The following is a 20,609-nucleotide window of genomic DNA, read 5'->3' on the forward strand; positions in this document are numbered from 1 at the left end:
CGTCACCTGGCTTCGTCGTGGTGGGCGGGGACAGAGACGGGGAAGCGGCCGCCGGCCGGCACGTCTAAACGGTGCCTGCGGCGGGCCAGATACGCCAGGAACAGCACGGCCGTCACGATGGCGACCCCGTGCGCACCGGCGACCACGGACAACGGCCGGAAGAACTCCAGCGCCGACGAGGTCAGCACCATCCCGATGCCGACCCCGAGGTTCTCGACGGTCGCCGAGAAACCGAAGGCATAGCCGCGCTGCTCGTCCGGCAGCGCCTGGAGCCGCGAGATGTACGACACCTCCGTGAAGCCGTCGGCAGCGCCCGCGACCAGCGCGATCACCACCGTCACCGCCGCCGGGAACCCACAGAAGGCGAGGATGAACGCCCCCGACATGAGACAGGTGCCGAGCGCGAACGCCCGTTCCTCAAAGGTGCGTCCGGTGCGCTTGACGTACCAGGAGAAGGCCTGCTGGAAGACGATGTTCCCGACCGCCCACACCACCCAGAACCGGCTCATGAACACGGCCGGATGACGCGGATCGAGCAGACTGGAGTAGACCGGCAGGGCGACGTTGTGCGACGACGAACCCAGCCCGTCGATGCCCCGGATCGCGATCAGCGGCAGCAGGATCGGAGCGGCCCGCAGGAAACGCAGCGCGGCACGTTGCGCACCGAGGAAGGACTCGGCCGACTCCTCGGTGGGTTGAGCGGGTTCAGCGGGCTGCGGTGGCTGGAGCGGAAGCACCGAGAGGGCGGCGGCCGAGACGACGAAGGAGCCCGCGTCCAGCAGGAACGCGGTGTCATAGCCCGCCCAGGAGAGCACGGCACCGGCGGACCCGAACCCCAGCACCATCGCCGTCGAACGACCGGTCACCAGCAGGCCGTTGGCCCGGGTACGTGACTCCGGTCCGACCAACTCGGGAATCATCGAACGCAACGAGACCTGCGAGACGGTTCCGCCGACACCGGTGACCACCGCCAGGCCGTAGAGAAGCGCCTCCCGCGCACCCGAGGGAGCGGTGACCAGCACCAACAGGGCACCGGCCTGGGAGAGTTCGGCGGCGACCATGATGACTTTCCGCCGGGCATGACGGGTCGCCCGCCCGGCCACGAAACCCGTGAGGAACCCCGCCACGAGCCGCACCGTGAGGAACAGCCCGGAGAAGAGGGCGCTCTTGGATATCTCGTAGGCGAACAGGCTCAGCGCGAGCATATTGAGATAGCTGCCGTATGCGGATATCGCATTGCCTAGGACCAGGACGCGAAAGTATCTCAACGCACTTCTCTCTACCGTCAACCGAGGCCCGAACATCTGTGGTCCCGGAATGTGAATCGCAGGGCGGTGTCTCGTGGCTAATTCTTGAAGTGATTCGTGACGCAAGAGGGTGTGTGTGCCGACCGGAGGGGCCCTGGTGATGCGATGCCTTGTTGACATCGTTGTCATCGGTGGCAGGGGCGCATCGCTTGCCGCATCATTCGTGCACAGAATGCTTCAGGTCGCGTCTTCGAAACCTCAAAGCCGGTATTGCCTGTCCAGTACGGGGCCATGGCGAAACGCCCGGTGGTTCGTGTTGAGGTGAAAGGGGTGAAGCGAACTGGCTCAATATGAATGGGGGGAGATGAACGGGAGATGAACGGAAGCTAAAGGGGTTCGAATGAGGGGATCAAGTCGCCACCACGCACTGACCGGCGACACACAGAAAGCCTCCCGGCAATTCACAGAAAGGCGGTCCGGCCGCACATCCGGTCACTGGCTGCGCGCCACCCGTCACCCGCAGGTCACCGCGCCGGAGACGGTCCCGTCGGCCGCGTCATGACATCGCGGCGAACTCCCGAAGGTCACAGGTGAGTTACTCACCGAACTCGGGGTTACTCGACGCCGCCCAGCAGAAACTGACGGTCAGCCAGGTCCGGGTGACGGCTCCGTCGCCGTCTTTGCGGGTGCCGGGTGCCGGGTGCCGGGTGCCGGGTGCCGGGTGATGGGAGCGCGGGACGGTCGGGTGCCGGGTGTTCGGGCGCCGGTGCGGTGGCCGGCGTCTGGGGCTGGTCGGTGCCGGGTGACTGCTGAGCCCGCGCTTCGGCCAGGGGCGACTTTTCGCCACCGGGGCTGGGGTGGGGGACTGTGGTGGTGGGCGGGAGTTGAGCGCTGCCTCGCCGGAGTACGCGGTCGGTGGCTCCGGGGCCGGGCTTCCGGGGCGTGGCGGTGAGAAGGGCGCCCGACGGGATTCCTCCCGGAACGGGCGCCCTTTCCGACTCTTTAGAAGAAGCCCAGGCCTTCTGGCCGGCAAGGCTGTCGGTCCGACGGGTGCAATGTGGGCAGTTGGCCCGCGTATGGTCCAGATCTTGGTGGTAGTGAGGCGTGTGGTGCCGCGATGGTGTGGTTGGTAGCAGGGGACAGGCGGCGAGCGAGGATATCGGCCTGGTCTGCGCATGGCCGGGCACCCACCCTTGGCCGGAGCCGCTCAGCTCTGTGCCTTCTTCGCCTTCCGCCGCATCCTGGACCTGATGTAGGCGACCACGGAGATCAGGACGATGAGCATGGCCGTGTCCTCGGCCAGGCTGCCCAGTGCGTGCGTGACGGAGTGGCCGAAGACGACGGCCGTCGCGAAGTGCGCGAGCGCGATGGCGAAGAGCAGGAGGGCGAATCGCAGCAGCGTGAACCCCGGCTTCTTCTCGTCCGGCTCAGCTGTCATCTCTGCCTTCACTGTCATCTCCGGCTCGCTGGTTCTCTTCGGCTTCTCCACGACGTTCTAACCCAGCCTGTCCTTGATCACGTTGGCGATTCTGGTCACCAGACCTGAGAGGTGGATACGCGGGAACTTGGATTCCACCTTCTCCGCTGCTTTGGTCAGGAACGATCGGGTCTTGCGGAGGAAGGTTTTCCCGGAACTGGTCTTCAGGAACTTCTTGGTCGCGCCTCCGAGGACTCCGCCGGCGAAGGCGGCGATGACGAAGTTGCTGATCGCCTCGCCCCAGGAGAAGCCGCCGTCCCAGCGTGTTTCGACGTAGTACGACGCGGCGGAGGAGAGCCCGGTGACTATCGCGCTGCACAGTGCGAAGACCACGTTGGCCACGGCACCGCAGAAGACCTCGCCGACCGTTTCGATACCGTACTCGGTGGCCCAAACGGCGGCCTTGCAGGCCGCTTTCTTGACCGGGTGTCGCCAGGACGGGCACTGGCCGTTCGTATCGGCGCAGTTCACCGGGTCGCCGTTGCAGTAGCCGTACGAGGTGGCGCTGCCGCCCGTGACCGGGTCGGTTTGCAGGAAGCGGCCCGTCGTGGGGTTATAGAGGCGCAGGCCCATCAGGGTCAGGCCGGTGGGGGTGTCGCTCGCGACACGGGAGTTGCCCTGCCAGCCGTAGCGTGACGTGTTCGTCGTGTTGCCGTACTCGTCGTAGGAGTAGGCGGTCGCGGTCGTGGTGGCCGTGGCCAGGGTGACTGTCATGTCACCGTGCAGGTCCGACAGCTGGAGGATGATGGCACCGCTCGCGGACGTTGTCGCGCCCAGGGCGCCGGCCACGTCGGCGACCGAGCGAGTGATCGTGCCGGAGGAGTCGGTGGTCCAGGTCGGGCTGTCGGTGTCGTCGGCGTAGTGGTTGGTCGCCGTTGTTCCGTCGGTCCAGGTGGTGCCGCCGTCCGTGCTGGTGGCGTTGGTGGTGACCGCCTGGCGATGCGCCGCGTCCAGGCTCCAGGTCTGTTTGGTGGTGGTGGTCGCCTCGCTGCGGGCCAGGTCGTCGGTGTAGTAGGTGAGTGTCGCGTCAGGTGTGGTCAGGGTGCGACCGAACGCGTCGTAGGTGTAGCCGCTGTCCGTGATGCGGTCCGCGCTGTCGTAGGTGTGGGTCGCGGTCGTGGCGGTCGTCGTGGTGGTGTCGGCGCAGTCCGTCGTGCTCGTGTCCGTCGTCTGCTTCGTGCGGTCCCAACTCGTTGCCGACGCGAACGTGTAAGACCGGGTCGTACAGGTGGCGCCGGTGTCGTCCTGCGCCCGGGTCAGGCGGCCTGCCCCGTCGTAGGTGTAGCCGGTGCTGGTGGACGCGCCGTTGTTCTCCGCGTGTCCGGACTCGGTGCCCAGGATCGTGTAGTCGGCCTGGTCGTCGAGGACGGTGGTGGCGGAGGAATCGGTGTAGGTACGACCGGTGGGAGCTCCGACGGTGTTGTAGGTCTGGGTGAGGGTGTAGCCGCTGGGCAGGGTCTCTGCGGTCAGGTCGCCGTCGGCGTCGTAGGCGGTGGCAGTGAAGGTGCCCGCCACCGAGTCGGTGACCTTGGCCGGGTAGCCCGTCGTGCTGTCGTACGTGTACGTCGTGGTGGACGGCACCGAGTCGGTGACCGTGGCCGGGCGATTCAGGCTGTCGTACGCCGTGGTCGTCGTGTTGCCCGAGCCGTCAGCGTAGGAGGTCTGTCTGCCGAGCCTGTCGTAGGTGCGGGTGATCGTCTGGGAATGGCTCGCTTGGGTGGCGAGCAGGCCGGTCGACGCGTCGTACGTGTAGGTCGTGTCGGGGGTGTCCGTGCCCTGGCCGCCGGTGATCGACTTCTTCGTCACCCGGCCGGCCGCGTCACGGGTGTAGGTGGTGGTGAGGGTTGAGCCGTTCGCGGTCTCCGTGAGGGTGTCGGGCTCGCCGAAACGGTCGTACGTGTACGCCTTGGTGACCAGCTCCGACGGATTGGAGCCGCCGCTGGTGATGGCGGCGCCCGGTGCTACCCGGCACGTCAGGCCGGCCCATTCGGGGCGGCCTTGGCAGGTGCCGGAGCCGGTCGCGGACCAGTAGGTGGTCACCGTCTGGGTGGTGGAGTTCTTGTCGGGACCGGTGGTGGACAGCAGGTTGCCGTCGCTGTCGTAGGTGTAGGCGGTGGTCAGGGCGAGACCGGACGGGTCGGTGACGCTGGTCAGTTGGAGGCCTGTCGACCAGTCGTAGGTGCTGGTGTCCTTGGACGGGTCGCCGTCGGAGGGGTAGCCGGTGACACTCGCGCCCACCGTGGTCGATGTCAGCAGGCCGGAGACCTTGGCGTCGCTCGGGCGGCCCTCGTCGTAGGCGTACACGGTGTGTGCGCGGGCCAGGACCTCGGTGTCGGCGGTCAGGTCGGCGTCGTTGGTGCCACCGGAGAGGGAGTGCTGGAGCGTGATGGTGTGCAGCGGTTCGTAGACGTCCGAGGCCAGGGCGATGCCGTTCGTGCCGGTGGTGTAGGTGGTGAGTGTGGAGAGGAGATCGGCGGCGTCGGCGGTGCCGCTCGTGCTCGCGATTGCCCCGGCGAGCAGGGGGTCGGGGCTGGCTGTCGTCGCCAGTGCCAACTCGCGGTTTCCAGCGGTCAGTTCACGGGTCACATCGCCGTCTGCATCGTACTCCGTGGTCGCGATGTGCCCGCCGGGTACGGCGGTGTCCACTTCGCGGCCGCTCGCGTCGAGGTAGCTGATCGTCGCCGTGCCGTAGTCGCCGGAGCCGAGCGTCGAGCCGTCGTGCGAGGACGGGGCAGGGCCGGCCGGGAAGACAGCGGCGGCGTAGACCGGGTTGTCGTGCTGAGCCCAGTCTGCCGTGGTGGCGGAGTCCAACTGGTTCGGTGCCGTGGTGCCGGAGATCGGTACGTCGTAGACGACGTCGGTGGTGGCGGTGCCGTCGGTTGTCGAGGTGCTGCCCGCCTTCAGAGTCGGGCGGGACGCGGACAACAGCATGCCGTCGCCCGCGTCACCGTTGGTGCCGACCGTGCCGTAAGTGAAGGTCCAGGGCAGCTCGCCGGGGTCGGTCTCGGTGGCCACGCGGCCTGCGCCGTCGTAGGTGTATGCCGTCTTCAGCGGGGTGCCCAGGCGCGGGTCCCAGGCTTCGCGGAGGCGGCCCGAGGCGTCGTACGCGTACTGGGCGACGGTTGTCGCGGTGGCGGCCGAACCGCCGGGGGCGGTCGCCCACAGCTTGATCTGCTTGACCTGGCCTGCGTAGTCCCCGAGCGCCGAGGAGGTCGCGGTGGTGCCGGATGCGTAGACGAATTCCAGGACTCGGCAGTCGGCCGTGGACGGGTCGTCGGCGCAGGTTGTGGCGGATACCGCGCTGGTGGGCGCGATGACGTACCGCGGCTCGGCGAGCACCTCGCCGTCCGAGAGCGTCACCGCGCGCGAGATCACGGTCGTGGTGTTGGCTGAGGAGTCGCTCACCGCGTACGTGGTGTCCGCCTGCCACGTGGGCGCGGCGTTGGCGACCTTCTTGAAGGTGGTGACGCTGCCGCCGGAGTCCTTCAGAGTGAAGGAGCTGCCTGTCAGGGTGCCGGTCAGGGTGAGGTTCTCCGCGCCCGGTTCGGGGGTCCAGCCGCCGGACGCGTTGAGAGTGAAGCCGGTCTGGCCGCCCTCGGCGTCCATGACGGCGACCGACGTGGTCGACGTCGCCTTCACGTAGGTCCAGTCGGACGCGGAAGCGGTGATGCCGGACGTCCACTGGGGGCCGAAGATCGCAACCTGACCGCTCTGGCCCGCCCCAGCGAGTGGGTCACGGGAGGAGGAAGTACGGGTCACTGCCGCGCCGAACGCGCCCGCGTCGGTGGTGGTGAGGCCGAAATCGCCGGTGAGCAGGTTGACGGAGCCCGGACCGACCCCGCTGACGGGCGCGTTGTCGGCCCTGCGGTCGACGGTGACCGTGGCCGTGTCGGTGCCGTAGGTGTTGGTGCCGTCCGTGAACAGGGCCCGCACCTGGACGGGGCCGTCGTCGGTCAGCTGGCTGGTCGCCGCCCACGTGAGGCCGTCGGGGTTGCCGGAGGAGGCGAAGGAGACGGGCCAGGAGGAGATCGCCGAGCCGTCCTTCGTCACGTACGTCACGTGAATCGGCTGCCAGTCGACGCTGTCGCCGATCCGGTACTGGTACGTCACTCCGGTGAATGCCCCGGACTGGGTGGCCGACAAGGTCACGTCGTCGTCCGTGGTGTCCCCCGTGACGGGGGACACCAGGCCGGCCTTGCCCACGCCGAAGGCGTAGGAAGTGGTGGCGGTGGAAATGCTGCCGCCGGAGTCGACGGTGCGGGCGTACAGGGTGCGCCAGCCGTTGCCCGGCTTGACGGTGATGGTCCGCGACTCGCCGCCGTTGCCGTCGGTAGTGTCGAGTGCCTTGTTGGGGACGGTCTTGTCGTCCAGGCCCCACTGGTAGCCCGCGCCGTCGCTGGACGTGGTGGACAGGGTGCAGGTCGCGCCGCTGCTCGACTGGTCCGTCCAACTCCCTGACGTGTAGGGGGAGCAGGAGACCGTGGGCGCGGCGGGCTTGGCGACGTTCGGCACGAAGGAGACGTACGACGACCAGGCGCCGTAGTCCGTGCCGTCGTAGCCGCGCACCCGCAGGCGCAGATGCGCGCCGGCCAGCTGGCTCGTGCTCGGCACGGCCAGTGTGGCGGTCCCGCCGGAGGACACCGACGACGAGGTGGCGGTGTACGCGTACGACGTCTCGCCCGGGTAGGCCGGATCGTTGGTGATCTCGAACTGCGCCTTGAGCGAGGAGCCGTCGGGATCGGAGACCTTGGCGGACAGGGTCGGTGTGTACGTCGTCACGTACCGCTTGCCGTTGTAGGCGTTGACGGCGGACGGGGACACGGCGGCCGAAGTCGGCTTCGAGGGATAGGAGTTGTAGGTGACCACCAGCTTCGGGGCATATCCGGAAGTGGTGTAGTTCGCGGACCGGAAGCGGCGCCAGGTCGTCGAATCGCTCTCGTCGGCGCTGCGCAGCTGGAGGCCGTAGTTGGGGGAGCCGTCCACCCAGGTCTGCACGATCGATTGGAGGTCCCAGTTCGACCAGGCGGCCGGGCAGGAGGAGGAGTAGCCCCAGTGGCCGGAGTTGGTCGCCATCCCCGTCGTGGTCGTGGACGGCTGGGCGGACCAGGTGACCGAGGACGAGGACCAGTTGGAGGTGATCCGGCGGGCCTGCGTGGCAGGGCCGGAGGCCGAGCAGGTGGAGGAGTAGTAGTTGTAGAGCTTCATCGTCGCCGACGTGATGTCCGTACCGGCGAACTTCGACACGTCGAACTTCAGGTACGCGCGGGCGACATCGCTCCCGCTGTCGTACGTGCCGGACTTCAACTCCTGCGAGGAGACCTGGGAGTCGGTGTAGTCCGGGGTCTGCACCCAGGTGTCGGTGGTCACGGCGAGCGTGGAGGTGGGGTCGACGGTGACCGGATAGGTGGCCGCGTCGAGGAAATCGGGGTCCGGGGTGAGGACCAGGGTCTGGGAGCCGTCGTCCGCGGTCTCGACCTTCGTCGCGATCTGCTCCTGGTGCGCGGACTCGCCGGAGCCGGTGTCCTTGCTCGCATCCCACATCATCGGCGCCGGGGCCTCAGCGACCAGTTTGCCGTCGGCGTCCTTCAGCAGCAGGTGCCCGGAGTCGGCCTGGGACAGGGTCAGGCCCTTCAGACGCAGGGGTATTCGGAAGCTGACAGCGGAGTCGGCTGGCCGGCTGTCCAGGGTGATGTGCTCCGAGAAGCCCTGTGCCAGCGCGGTCGCCGACAGGGTCTCGCCGTCACCCAGATCGTACGAGGCGGTCGCGTCCTTCACCGTCGGTGTCGGGAGTCTGTCCTGCCACCCGAGACCGAAGGACTTGCCGCCCTTGGCGACCGAGGCGAGGTCGGTGTCACCGCCGTCCGACACCGCGATGTCGGCGGCGGCCACCTGGGGCTCCAGGTCGGCGCCGGCGTCGGACAGATCGGTGTCGATGTCCTGCCAGCCGCCGTCGCCCTGCTTGACCCGGACCGGGCCGGCGTAGGCCTCGGTCTGCATGTTGCCGTCGGCCAGCGCGTAGGTCGTCGAGTCTGTGGTCCGCTCCGACAGGACCTCAATCTTCCGGTTCTGCAACCGGGCGGTCAGCAGGGCGGAGGTGGCGTCCTTCGCCTCGGCGGCACCGTACTGCGCGGAAGCGGCGGCCGTGGTGGACGACGTGGCCGCGGCGCCGGGCAGGGCGACGGCCGCACCGGTGTCGGCGACGGTCAACGCCGCCTCAGCGACCAGAACAGCGGCGGCCACGAGGCACACCGATCTCCAACGGGAACCGGATCTGCCGGACCGCGATCTGCTACGCACGAAGAACCCCGTGATCTTTCAACTGTTGACACGCGTGACGGTTGAGCAGCAGATCTTTACATCGCCATCACAAGTCATCTTTGGGGCGGCTGTGCACTTCGCCAAGTCGAGGCAAAGGTGCCTGAATGGGGCCGCTGAGCCTTCCTGGGTGCATCCTGTGTGAATACCGCAAAAGGTCAGCATTCCCCCTTGGGTCGCTGTGCGGTCGGAGTCCATCCGCAGGTTGCCCGGGGATCGATCTTGGCTGATTCTTTATGGAAAATCAGCCTAAAGGGTAAGAAGCGCGCCATGGTTGGTGAAGAACGCCCTTGCGGTTGCGTCAGGTCCGAGGGGCTGAGGGGCGCTCCACCTGTACGTGGGCCTGGATGCATGACGCTCGTGACGTGTAGGGCGCCGGTGGGTGCTACGACGCTGTGGTCGACGATCTCGTCCCACGGGCCGGCATCCACCTGTGCGGGTGGACACCGACGCACCTGGATGCTGAAGCTGCTGGTGTCTGCGCAGGCTGCAATCATCGCCGCGTCCCCTTCGACAACAACCAGGCCGAACGGGACCAGCGGATGGTCAAGGTCCAGCAGAAAGTCTCCGGCTGCTGGCGCACTCTGACTGGCACGAGGCGCTTCGCCCGCTTCCGCTCCTACATCTCCACCGTCCGCAAGCACGGACACAACCCCCCTCCGCGACCTCTTCGACGGGCGGCCCTTCACCCTGCCCGAAACCGCGTAAACCCCTAAACAGTCACCAAGCGACTGCACGAGCATCGCAACGAGACCTACCACCGCGATCACCACCGTCCCGAAGTGATCCGTCCCGCTGGGCTGATCTATTTCGATACTGCCTGCACTGTCCTTTCCACATACAGTCCCGGATCGACCTCCGACGACGGCACGGGGCCTGAACTCGATCGCTTCATTGAGGGGTCCAACGGCTACTACGACCCAGTTGACCTGCCCGAGCGAGCAGCGAACCAACTCCGGGAAGAGATGGGGCTGGAATTCGATGTCGTCCGCGACACGCTGACCAAGCATTTACTCGGGCGCCTCGAAGAGCTCGAAGAGAACATCCGATATGTCGAGGGCTCCCTCCCCGACCTCCTGCCTGGCGATGCCCTCCGCATCATCCAGGTGGCCGAGTACGACCTCGATGCGATCTCCAACCGTGATGTGATGCGAAGCCGGACCTACCCACACGGCGAAGGCGATCCCGGAGCATTCAGGTGCTCTTCCGGTACTGCGCGAAGTTCCTGGCTGGAACACGCGACCGTGCCAACCAAATGATCGAGGACCCCATGAACCGTTGAGAGGAGTCTCCAGCGTCGGATGAGGCCGAGTTATCCGTGAGTTGGCCCGGAAATACCGTGACCAACTGGTCAGGGGTGGGATGGCGGTGGGGCCAAGTGGGAGTAAGGAAGCATTTCTCCTTGCTGTTCGAATGATGGCTCAGAAGGGTGCCTGACGGGAATTTTCTCAGGTCAGGCACCCTTTCGTTTGCCTTTAGAAGAAGCCCAGCTTCTTCGGCGAGTACGACACGAGGAGGTTCTTCGTCTGCTGGTAGTGCTCCAGCATCATCTTGTGGTTCTCCCGCCCGATCCCGGACTGCTTGTACCCGCCGAACGCCGCGTGCGCCGGATACGCGTGATAGCAGTTCGTCCAGACCCGCCCCGCCTGGATGGAACGACCCGCCCGGTACGCCGTGTTCATGTCCCGGGTCCACACACCGGCGCCGAGACCGTACAACGTGTCGTTGGCGATCTTCATCGCGTCGTCGAAGTTGTCGAAGGACGTCACCGCGACGACCGGACCGAAGATCTCCTCCTGGAAGACCCGCATCCGGTTGTCACCCTCGAAGATGGTCGGCTGGATGTAGTACCCGCCCTTCAACTCACCCTCATGCTCGATCCGTTCCCCGCCCGTGAGCACCCGGGCACCCTCCTGCCGACCGATGTCCATGTAGGAGAGGATCTTCTCCAACTGGTCGTTGGAAGCCTGCGCGCCGATCATCGTCTCGGTGTCCAGCGGATTCCCCGACTTGATCAACTCGGTACGGGCGACCGCCGCCTCCATGAACTCGGCATACCGCCCCCGCTGCACGAGCGCCCGGGACGGACACGTACACACCTCGCCCTGATTGAGCGCGAACATGGTGAAGCCCTCAAGCGCCTTGTCACGGAAGTCGTCGTCCTGCGCCCACACATCGTCGAAGAACAGGTTCGGCGACTTGCCCCCCAGCTCCAACGTCACCGGCTTGATGTTCTCCGCCGCGTACTGCATGATCAACCGGCCCGTCGTGGTCTCCCCGGTGAACGCCACCTTCGCCACCCGCGGACTCGACGCCAACGGCTTTCCCGCCTCGACCCCGAACCCGTTGACGATGTTCACCACACCCGGCGGCAACAGATCCGCGACCAGACTCATCCAGTAGTGCAACGACACCGGCGTCTGCTCGGCGGGCTTGACGACAACCGCGTTGCCCGCAGCCAGAGCCGGCGCCAGCTTCCACGTCGCCATCAGGATTGGGAAGTTCCACGGAATGATCTGCGCGACCACGCCCAACGGCTCATGGAAGTGGTACGCCACCGTGTCGTCGTCCAACTCTCCGAGTGAACCCTCCTGCGCACGGATCACCCCGGCGAAGTACCGGAAGTGGTCGATGGCGAGCGGGATGTCAGCGGCCAGCGTCTCCCGCACCGGCTTGCCGTTCTCCCAGGTCTCGGCGACCGCGAGCGCCTCAAGGTTCGCCTCCATCCGGTCGGCGATCTTCAGCAGGATGCCGGACCGCTCCGCCGCCGACGTCCGACCCCAACCCGGCGCCGCCGCATGCGCCGCGTCCAACGCCCGCTCCACGTCCTCCGCCGTACCCCGCGCGACCTCCGTGAACGGCTGACCATTCACCGGCGACGGATTCTCGAAATACTGCCCGCGAGCCGGCGGCACATACTCCCCACCGATGAAGTGGTCGTAGCGCGGCTGATAGGAGACGATCGAGCCTTCGGTGCCAGGTGCCGCGTAACGAGTCATACCGGTCCGCCTCCTCCAGATGCGCCGCCCGCCGTTGGGCAACGTCCGCGGCGAATTTAAGTAGCGGGGGGTTGCAAGTACGTTGCTGGGGGGTCGGGGTCGGGGTGGGGGTCGGGGTCGGAGTGAGAGAGGCGGCGGGGGTGGGGCCCCTCCCCCCCCGCCCCCACCCCCTCCCCTCCGCCCCCGTCCCCTCCGTGAAGCCGGTGCCACCCCCCCCAGCCCTCACCCCCTACCGTGAAGCCGTCCGTCGCCAGACCGCCGGTGCGGCCAGCTCCGACTCCAGTCCCGCGAGCCGGGCCAGGAACGTCGCCGTCGGCCGGACCGCCGCCAACGCCCGCCAGACATCGAGGTCGTCCTCACCCCACGGCGCGTACACCCAGTCGGCCAGCAGATCGGGATCACGCCGGGCGATCAACGCCGTCCGCACCGCGTCGGCCAGTCGCTGCCTGAGCCTTACCACCGAGGGTGCCTGGGACGCCGGTAACAACGGCCCCGCATACGCTGCCGCGGCCGCCGCCACCGCCCCGCTCTCCAACCTCCGTTCCACCACCGCGACATCACACTCCACCGGCACGGTCAGCCGATACGGCCGCGACCCCAACAGATCGGCCCCCAACACCCTTCGCAGTCTCGTCAGTTCGGCCCGCAGCGTCACGGGCGTCACCGACTCGTCCTCGTACAACGCGCACAGCAACTCGTCACCGGTCAGGCCCTCCGGGTGCCGCGCGAGCAGCACCAGGATCTCGCTGTGCCGACGGCTCAGCCTGACCTTGCGCCCGTCGATCAGCAGCAACGCCTCGTCCCGGCCGAGCGCCGTCAGCTCCGGTGCGCCCTCACCGGACCGCTCGGCCGGCACCAGCAGCGCCAACTGGGACTCCGCGGCCCGCGCCACCGCCTGCACGAACCCCAGACTGTGCGGATGCGCCAGCCCGTGCCCGCCGGTGATGTCGACGGCGCCCAGCACCCGTCCGGTCCGCGGATCGTGCACCGGGGCCGCCGCGCACGTCCAGGGCTGGACGCTCCGTGCGAAGTGCTCGGCGGCGAACACCTGCACTGGCCGGTCCACGGAGATCGCCGTCCCCGGCGCGTTGGTCCCCATCGCCGACTCCGCCCACCGGGCACCCGGCACGAAGTTCATCCGCTGCGCCCGTGCCCTGGTCGCCGGGTGGCCCTCCACCCACAGCAGCCTGCCGTGCGCGTCGCACACCGCCAGCAGATGCTCCCCGTCCACGGCGAACGTCCCGAGCAACTCCCGGAACACCGGCATCACCCGAGCGAGCGGATGCTCCGCCCGGTAGGCACCGAGATCACCGTCGACCAGGTCCACGTCGGCGGTCCCGTCGGGCCCCACGCCGGCCCGCGCGGAGCGCCGCCAGGATTCGGCCACCACGGCACGCACCGGCCGGGGTACGGCGCCAACCGAGGTGAACGTCTCGTGCGCCCGACGCAGTATCCGTGCGTGTGCGGCGTGGTCGGCCCCCGGTTCCAGGGCAACCCACGGATCGGTCAACTCGGCCTCCCCGAAGAGCGATGCGGCTGAGGACATCGTCACTCCGAGTACCGGCGCGGACAACCTTTTCCACCGCGGTCACTCGAATGAACCCCCGAACCAGCGGAAATCAGGCGGAGTTGACGAGTCTGATGTAGCGCGTCCAGTCCCAGTGCGGGCCGGGATCGGTGTGGTCGGTGCCCGGTACCTCGTAGTGCCCGAGGATGTGGGACCGGTCCTTGGGGATGTCGTAAGTGTCGCAGACGGCCGCCGTGAGTCTCGCCGACTGCTCGTACAGGGCGTTCGTGAAGTAGGCCGGCTGGTCCACCCACCCTTCGTGTTCGATGCCGATGCTGCGGGTGTTGTAGTCCCAGTTCCCGGCGTGCCAGGCGATGTTCGCCTCCCGCACGCACTGCGCCACATGCCCGTCGGCCGAGCGCACCAGGTAGTGCGCGGACACCTTCTTCGCCGGGTTCTGGAAGATGGCCAACGTGTCGGAGTAGGTCTCCTGCGTGACGTGGATGACGACGTAGTCGACGGAGTAGCTGGACGGGCGGTGCGAGACGGTGTAGTTGGACCCGGTCGCCGGCTGCCAGTCCGCGAGGGGATAGTCGACGGCCTGTGCCTCCGCACCGGCCTGGGCGTCGGGAAGGAACGCGTAGGGGACGGCGGCGAGAGCGGTCCCCTTCAGGAAACGCCGCCTGTTCAGGTGTGGTCTTGGTCGGTCCATCGGGCGCTGCCTCTCGGATGAGGGAGTCGGGTGGTTCCGCTCGGGCGGGGCGTCGTTCGGTGCTGGAAGGCTGCCGCTGTGATCTCTCGCCGTCGAGCGGGCGTACCGGGGTGAGTCTCGCGCGGCGGCGGCCTCACCTCGCGGATCTCCGCCGCGCACGTACAGGTGGTTCATACCCGTGTGCCAGGCGCCGCCGTACAGACCGGGCAACGGCGACTCGACCGCCCGCGTCGCGAACTGACACACGTTCAGTTCACCGAACACCTCGGCCCGTCAGTCCCCGGCGACGGCCGCCGCACCGGCCGAGCGCGATATTCGGAACGTGCCCTCCGCCGGACGCACCGGGACCGTCGAGGTGATGGACGTGTCCGACCCGACGCGCGGCCACGGCGAGGCCGGCGTGCTGAGGCAGTTCGGCCTCTTCAGGAGGTCGACGATGCTCCGGAGCAGCGCGACGACCACTCCCGCGTACACCGCATACCCCGCCGCGACCTCACGGGCCGTTCTCCCGCCCGACCGCACACGTCCGCCCAGGTAGGTCTCCCGCCCAGCCCGCTGCCGGTGGCCGACACCGAAGCCGCAGAGTCGCCGGAGCCCGACACCGAACCAGAGCCGCCGGAGCCAGACACCGAACTGCCGGCGCCCGGCACTCCCGCCGAGCCTTCCCTCCGCCCCTACCGTCATGTGAATCCCCCTCAATTCACGCCGTCATACCGGGCGTCACCGACAGGTCGGGAGCGCCTCACGTGAATCACGGTACGGCGCCGCAGAGACGGGCAGAAGGGCCTGGCGGGGATTCGTGGACGACGGTCCGATTGTGGATAACTCGGTCACTCACACGGGTGAACTCGCCCTGGATTCAGGCCCGTTCGCCCACCGAGGCGGGGTCGTCGAGGACGGCCCGCACCACCGAGTGCGCGGCGCCGAGCAACGGGCCCTCGGGACCCAGCCGGGACACCGACACCGGGCAGGCCGCGCCCGCCGTACGCCGGTCCAACTCCTCCTCAAGCGACGGCAGCAGCCAGGGCGCGAGCCCCGACAGGGCACCGCCGAGGACCACGCACTCGGGGTCGAGGAGGTTCACCGCGCCGGTCAGCGCGATGCCGAGCGCCGTGCCCGCGTCGCGCAGCGCCCGCCGCACGTCCTCGTCGCCCTCGGCGGCGCGGTCCGCGAGCAGACCGACCCGGTCCTCGCCCGGCTGGAGCCCCGCCGCCCGCAGCACCGCCTCCTCACCGGCGTACTGCTCCAGACAGCCACGCCCGCCGCACGGGCACGCCGGCCCCTCCGGGCGGACCGGGACATGACCCAGCTCGCCCGCGAAACCCCGCGTCCCACGCAGCAGCCCGCCGTCCACCACGACCGCGGCACCGATGCCGATCTCGGCCGACACATGCAGGAAGTCGGGGGGAGTGGCCTCGCCGAGCCAGAGTTCGGCCAGGGCGCCGAAGTTGGCCTCGTTGTCGACCGTCAGCGGGAACCCGCCGGGCAGCAGAGTGCCGAGGTCGGTGTCCCGCCAGTCCAGGTTCGGGGCCCGCACGACGGTACGGGCGTCGCGGGCCACCAGGCCGGGCACCGCCACCGCGAGCCCCGCCGGCCACAGCCCCTCGCGCTCCGCCTCGGCGACGACCCGGCGGACCAGGGAGGTGAGTTCGGCGAGCACCGGTGCGGCCGGACGGCCCCGGTTCACGCCGTGCCGCACGGCCCGCGCCCGCACCTCTCCCCGCAGGTCGATGGCGCACACCGCGAGATGGTCGACGCCGACCTCGGCGCCGATCCCGGCGGGGCCGAGCCCGCTGACGGCGAGCGCCGAGCCGGGCCGCCCCACCCGTCCCGGCCGCTCGGGTCCCAGCTCCTGAAGCAGCCCGGAGCGTATGAGTTCGTCGACGAGGCTCGACACGGCAGCTCGGGTCAGACCGATGCGCGAGGCGACGGCGGCACGGGACAACGGCCCCTCGGCGCTGACCGTGTGCATCACCCGGGCCAGATTGCGGCGGCGCATGCCCTGTTGCGTGTCGGGCAGCGCCCGCCCGGGTCCGGCCGGGTGCGCCTCGTGCGGCGGTGCGGTCATGCCCCCGTCCTCAACGGCCGTCGTCGCCCCGTTCCAGCAGCGGGGCCGCGTCGGAGAGTACCCCGGAGATCCTGGCCAGCGTCGCCTCGTCCCGCTCCACCGGGTCGAGGACCGGGCCGGCCGCGGTGTTCCAGCGCTGGGCGACCGCCGAGGCGTCCTCGCCGGTCAGCAACCCCGCAGCCTGCGCTGCCGCGCCCAGTGCCACCAACTCTCTCGCCTCGGGAATCCGCACCGGTCGCCCCGACAGCCGGCGCACGGTCTGCTGCCAGGCGCCGCCCCGCGCCCCGCCGCCGATCAGCAACAGCGGAGCCGAACGGTCCGCCTCCTCGTCGAGGACCAGGTCGAGAGCGCCCAACAGCGCGTGCACGGCACCGTCGTAGGCGGCCTGAAGAAGCTGACCGGCCGTCGTGTCGTGACGCAGGCCGTGCAACAGCCCCGAGGCGTTCGGCAGGTTCGGGGTGCGCTCGCCGTCCAGGTACGGAAGCAGCGTGACACCGGACGTCGGCTCCACGGCCTCGCGGTCGAGACCCAGCAGGGCGGCCAGCCGGTCGACGGCGAGCGTGCAGTTCAGCGTGCAGGCCAGCGGCAGCCAGTCGCCCTGCGCGTCGGCGAAGCCCGCCACCGTGCCGGTCGGATCTGCGGCACGCCGCGTGGAGACGGCGTACACCGTGCCCGACGTGCCCAGACTGAGCACCGGCACCCCGGGACGCAGCCCGAGACCGAGCGCGGCAGCGGCGTTGTCGCCGGTGCCCGGGGCGACCAGGGTGCCCTTGGAGAACGGCAGATCGTGCGGGTCGCGCACGGTGCCCGCCACCTCGCCGGGCCGCACCACGCGGGGCAGCAGCGCGGGATCGAGGCCCACATGCGCGAGGGTCTCCTCGTCGTACGCCTCCGCCCCGGCCGCCCACCAACCGGTGCCGGAGGCATCGCCGCGGTCGGTGGTGCCCTCGCCCGTCAGCCGCTCGGTGAGGTAGTCGTGGGGGAGCCGCACCGCCTTCGTGGCGCGGACCGCCTGCGGCTCATGCTCCGCCAGCCAGGCCCACTTCGTGACCGTGAACGACGCCCCGGGCACGCTCCCGGTGCGCTCCGCCCAGCCCTTCGGGCCGCCCAACTCGTCGATGAGACGGCGGGCCTGCGGTGCCGAACGCACGTCGTTCCACAGCAGCGCCGGGCGGACCGGTTCGCCCCGCGCGTCCAGCGTCACCAGGCCGTGCTGCTGGCCGCCGATCGACACCGCCGCGGCCTCCCGTGCCGCGTCGCCGCACTGGCGCAACGCCTCACCCAGGGCGCCCCACCACTGACGCGGGTCGCTCTCCCGGCCCGCCCCGGTCGTGACGGTGTGCGGTGCCTGGCCACTCGCGACGACCTGACCGGTGGCCGCGTCGACGACGAGCGCCTTGGTGGACTGGGTGGACGTGTCCACGCCGACGACGAGCGGACCCTCGGCTGCTGACATCGGGCTCTCCCTTATTGCGGCTCTGCGGGCTCTGAAGTCTCTGACCTGCTGATTCGAGAACGCTCCGGCCGCACGGACCGGCGCCCCACCCCTTCGGGGACATCGTGTCCCTTCCCAGGGATGCGTCCGCATACTAATTTGTAAACCGCCATGACGAAATAGTCGCAAGCGAGCGAGGAGCCGCCGCATGAGCTACCAGCCCACCCCCGAGGACAGGTTCACCTTCGGCCTGTGGACCGTCGGCTGGCAGGGAAGGGACCCGTTCGGCGACGCCACGCGGCGTGCCCTCGACCCCGTCGAGTCGGTGCAGCGCCTGTCCGAACTCGGCGCCCACGGCGTCACCTTCCACGACGACGACCTGATCCCCTTCGGGGCCTCGGACACCGAGCGCGAGTCGCACATCAAGCGCTTCCGCCAGGCCCTCGACGCGACCGGCATGAAGGTGCCGATGGCGACCACCAACCTGTTCACGCACCCCGTGTTCAAGGACGGCGCCTTCACCGCCAACGACCGTGACGTGCGCCGCTACGCCCTGCGCAAGACGATCCGCAACATCGACCTCGCGGTGGAACTGGGCGCCGAGACCTACGTCGCGTGGGGCGGCCGTGAGGGCTCCGAGTCCGGCGGTGCCAAGGACGTGCGGGCCGCGCTCGACCGCATGAAGGAGGCCTTCGACCTCCTCGGCGAGTACGTGATCTCCCAGGGCTACGACATCCGCTTCGCGATCGAGCCCAAGCCCAACGAGCCGCGCGGCGACATCCTGCTGCCCACCGTCGGCCACGCCCTCGCGTTCATCGAGCGCCTGGAGCGCCCGGAGCTGTACGGCGTCAACCCCGAGGTCGGCCACGAGCAGATGGCCGGGCTCAACTTCCCGCACGGCATCGCGCAGGCCCTGTGGGCGGGCAAGCTCTTCCACATCGACCTGAACGGCCAGTCCGGCATCAAGTACGACCAGGACCTGCGGTTCGGCGCCGGTGATCTCAGGGCGGCGTTCTGGCTCGTCGACCTTCTGGAGACCGCCGGATACGCGGGCCCGCGCCACTTCGACTTCAAGCCGCCGCGGACCGAGGACCTCGACGGGGTGTGGGCGTCGGCCGCCGGATGCATGCGCAACTACCTCATCCTCAAGGACCGCGCCGCGTCCTTCCGCGCCGACCCGGAGGTGCAGGAGGCCCTGCGCGCCTCGCGCCTGGACCAGCTCGTCCAGCCGACCGCCGAGGACGGCCTTGAGGGCCTGCTCGCCGACACGGCCTCCTTCGAGGGCTTCGACATCGAGGCCGCCGGTGCCCGTGGAATGGCCTTCGAGCACCTCGACCAGCTGGCCATGGACCACCTGCTGGGAGCTCGCGGCTGAGCCTCCACGCACGCGTGCGCCGCGTCCCCGTCAAGGTGACGGGGACGCGGCGCACGTCGTGGGACAACTCCCGCACGGCCTCGGACCGCACGGCCGACGGACTGTGACGACCGTCAGATGCGGTGCGGAAGCCGCACGTAGGTCACGGACGTCTCGATGCCGCTGTCGACCAGGCGGCCCTGCGCGTCGAACGCCTCCGCGCCGTCCGTCATACCGAAGTCGTTGTCGTTGATCAGGGCGAGCGTGTCGCCGTCTACGCGCGCGATGCCCTCGATCTTCCCGGGCACGCCCTTCACCTTGCCGAGGTCGACGACCAGCCGCTTGCGCAGCACCGGCACACCCGACGCCGCCGGGTCGGCCAACTGCTCAAGGGACGGTGACGTGGTGGCGTCGTCGTACCGGCCGCCGAGGATGTTCGACCGCCGGTCCAGCTCGACGACCTGGAGCCGGGCCGCCTTGTCGGTGCGCTCCTCGACGAGCAGGCGGTCGCCGCCCACTGCGACCACGGAGGAGATCTTCAGCTCGGAGGTGTCGTCCTCGCTCGGGTCCACCACGTTCACCGGGTCGAAGCGGTACGCGTACTCGGCGGTGACCGCCTTCTTCCTCGGCGAGAAACGCAGCAGCCGGGTGGTGAGCGACCCCTCACCGGCATCCTCGTCCGGCAGGGACAGCGGGCTCTGCATCGCGATCACCAGGTCGCCGCCGGGCAGTTGGGCGAGCCCCTCGAATCCACGGTTGATCTTCCGGTGCAGCAGAACGGCGGGCAGCGCCTCGACGACGGGGTAGTCCGCGCCCGTCGGACCCAGCCCCTTGGGCACGTACCGCGTGAGCACCTTCCCGCGCGCGGAGACGTGCACCAGAGAAGGCCCGTACTCGTCGACGAGCCAGAAGGTCCCGTCCGCCGCCCGGACGATGCCCTCCGTGTCCAACCCGTTCGGGTTGTACGACAACGGTGTCTTGGCGTCGTAGGAGTAGGGCGCCTCGTCGCGCCCTTCCTGGTTCGACAGCCCGGTGACCGCCTTGCCGGAGGCGGTGGTGATCGGGATCGCGTCGAGCACCTTCACGGTGTCGCCCGAGACCCGGATCTTCACGATCGCCGGGTCGAAGCCCGGCACCGGGAACGTGCGCCGCTTCGTTCCGGACACCTTGATCTGGCCGTTGGGGCCACGGTCGGTGACGGTCCAGAACTCGTTCTTGCGACCCGTCGGGTAGATGTCGCTGCCGATACCGCCGAGGTCGACGCCCCGGTCGTTGTCCACCGTCGAGGGCAGCAGCGCGTTGCTGAACGGGCCGAGCGGGATGTCGCCGAGCGTGGCGGTCCCCGTGACGTGCGCGTCCCGGGAGGCGGCGCTCGCCTCCGGGCCGGCCGCCACGAGGGCCGCGATCACCGCCAGCGGGACGCCCGTTGCGACGGCGCGTCTGACGTGGTGCCGGCCGGTGGCGTGCGGGGACATCGGACCTCCTGAAGGGCAAG

The 20,609-nt window shown here is 69.1% G+C and carries 13 protein-coding genes; 3 read left to right on the forward strand and 10 right to left on the reverse strand.

Annotated elements, in window-relative coordinates:
* Positions 1-2 precede the first annotated feature (2 nt).
* From ACIQOU_RS00595 to ACIQOU_RS00605, 3 genes are all read right to left on the reverse strand, one after another.
* Positions 3-1,304 (reverse strand): MFS transporter, encoded by a 1,302-nt coding sequence (locus ACIQOU_RS00595; RefSeq protein WP_401532645.1) that lies wholly within the window; start codon positions 1,302-1,304, stop codon positions 3-5.
* A 1,150-nt stretch (positions 1,305-2,454) separates the two neighbouring features.
* A complete protein-coding gene (locus ACIQOU_RS00600; protein ID WP_401532646.1) occupies positions 2,455-2,685 on the reverse strand; it encodes a hypothetical protein in 231 nt (76 codons plus the stop codon).
* A gap of 57 nt (positions 2,686-2,742) precedes the next feature.
* Positions 2,743-8,964: a DNRLRE domain-containing protein gene (locus tag ACIQOU_RS00605; RefSeq protein ID WP_401532648.1), complete on the reverse strand. Its 6,222-nt coding sequence runs from the start codon at positions 8,962-8,964 to the stop codon at positions 2,743-2,745.
* A 470-nt stretch (positions 8,965-9,434) separates the two neighbouring features.
* Between ACIQOU_RS00605 and ACIQOU_RS00610 the strand changes: the two genes are divergently transcribed.
* Together ACIQOU_RS00610 and ACIQOU_RS00615 are read left to right on the forward strand one after the other, a co-directional pair.
* Entirely contained in the window at positions 9,435-9,755 is a 321-nt protein-coding gene (locus ACIQOU_RS00610; protein WP_401532649.1) for a transposase, read from the forward strand.
* Between the two features lie 66 nt (positions 9,756-9,821).
* Positions 9,822-10,298: a hypothetical protein gene (locus tag ACIQOU_RS00615; RefSeq protein ID WP_401532650.1), complete on the forward strand. Its 477-nt coding sequence runs from the start codon at positions 9,822-9,824 to the stop codon at positions 10,296-10,298.
* A gap of 216 nt (positions 10,299-10,514) precedes the next feature.
* Here ACIQOU_RS00615 and ACIQOU_RS00620 read toward each other — a convergent pair whose 3' ends face one another.
* The 6 genes from ACIQOU_RS00620 to xylB form a co-directional block, all read right to left on the reverse strand.
* Positions 10,515-12,038 (reverse strand): aldehyde dehydrogenase family protein, encoded by a 1,524-nt coding sequence (locus ACIQOU_RS00620; RefSeq protein WP_401532652.1) that lies wholly within the window; start codon positions 12,036-12,038, stop codon positions 10,515-10,517.
* Positions 12,039-12,267: 229 nt separating this feature from the next.
* Complete coding sequence (locus tag ACIQOU_RS00625; RefSeq protein ID WP_401533602.1) at positions 12,268-13,548, reverse strand: GAF domain-containing protein; 1,281 nt, start codon at positions 13,546-13,548, stop codon at positions 12,268-12,270.
* A gap of 109 nt (positions 13,549-13,657) precedes the next feature.
* On the reverse strand, positions 13,658-14,257 hold the full coding sequence (locus tag ACIQOU_RS00630; protein WP_401532654.1) for an N-acetylmuramoyl-L-alanine amidase: 600 nt from the start codon (positions 14,255-14,257) through the stop codon (positions 13,658-13,660).
* A gap of 273 nt (positions 14,258-14,530) precedes the next feature.
* Entirely contained in the window at positions 14,531-14,941 is a 411-nt protein-coding gene (locus ACIQOU_RS00635; protein WP_401532655.1) for a hypothetical protein, read from the reverse strand.
* Positions 14,942-15,116: 175 nt separating this feature from the next.
* On the reverse strand, positions 15,117-16,325 hold the full coding sequence (locus ACIQOU_RS00640; protein WP_401532657.1) for an ROK family protein: 1,209 nt from the start codon (positions 16,323-16,325) through the stop codon (positions 15,117-15,119).
* Positions 16,326-16,335: 10 nt separating this feature from the next.
* Positions 16,336-17,781 (reverse strand): xylulokinase, encoded by a 1,446-nt coding sequence (gene xylB, locus ACIQOU_RS00645; RefSeq protein WP_401532658.1) that lies wholly within the window; start codon positions 17,779-17,781, stop codon positions 16,336-16,338.
* A 187-nt stretch (positions 17,782-17,968) separates the two neighbouring features.
* On the opposite strand from xylB, the gene xylA reads away from it, so the two are divergent.
* Positions 17,969-19,135, forward strand: coding sequence for a xylose isomerase (gene xylA / locus ACIQOU_RS00650; protein WP_401532660.1), 1,167 nt, complete (start codon positions 17,969-17,971; stop codon positions 19,133-19,135).
* 113 nt (positions 19,136-19,248) lie between these two features.
* On the opposite strand, the gene ACIQOU_RS00655 is transcribed toward xylA, so the two are convergent.
* Positions 19,249-20,589 (reverse strand): esterase-like activity of phytase family protein, encoded by a 1,341-nt coding sequence (locus ACIQOU_RS00655; protein ID WP_401532662.1) that lies wholly within the window; start codon positions 20,587-20,589, stop codon positions 19,249-19,251.
* Positions 20,590-20,609: the final 20 nt, after the last annotated feature.

Source organism: Streptomyces sp. NPDC091279 (genome assembly GCF_044757465.1).
Taxonomy (GTDB): Bacteria; Actinomycetota; Actinomycetes; order Streptomycetales; family Streptomycetaceae; genus Streptomyces.